This is a genomic window from Streptococcus pseudopneumoniae, from assembly GCF_001068775.1.
GTDB lineage: Bacteria > Bacillota > Bacilli > Lactobacillales > Streptococcaceae > Streptococcus > Streptococcus pseudopneumoniae_N.
Window position 1 is genome coordinate 1 of sequence record NZ_JWAJ01000067.1, and the last position, 652, is coordinate 652.

Consider the following 652-nt stretch of genomic DNA (forward strand, 5'->3'; position numbering starts at 1 on the left):
TCGATTGTCTTTTTCGTTTCTCATAAAAGTCGGCGATATGGCAGGGATTGGTATGACTAGCTGAAGCGATGTTATGAATGCACTTGAACAAGATTTTTCTGGCATAGGGATTACCTCGCTTAGTAATGTGTTCCTTGGTGAGAAAGTTCCCAGATTCATAGTGTCTCAGGTCAATGCCAATAAAAGAGTTGATTTGGTTGGTAGACTGAAAGCGACGAATCTCCCAATTCGCCAATGATAGATGTCGCTGTGGTTTCTGCGATGCCAGGAATTGATCGTAAGATGTCATACTCTGGTAAAGGCTGAGCTAGAGCTACCATGTCGTGTAAGACAACCTGTCTGTGCTCAGAAAGACGAAGCAATTCTTGAGCATAGTAACGAACCTCTTCAAGCATTGGGGAGATTTTCTTGACCGCACAAAAAGATTGTTTAGCGAGTTTTATAAGTTTATCAGTCAGGTAAGCAATACGCTTCTCAGAGATTCGTTTGGAGGTAGATTGACGGATAATCTTACACAATTCATTTTGAGATAGGTTTAATACAAACTCTTTGCATGGAAAAGCCATCACTAAATTCCAATATTGCTCTCCAGTTGGTGTGGATAAGAGATTTTCCAATTCAGGAAAGGTGACTTGTAAGACCTTGTGTAGAC

General features: G+C 40.8%; 1 pseudogene. It reads right to left on the reverse strand.

Features of this window, described 5'->3' with window-relative positions:
- Positions 1 to 652, reverse strand: a pseudogene (locus ADF68_RS02200) (transposase); the annotation flags it as partial.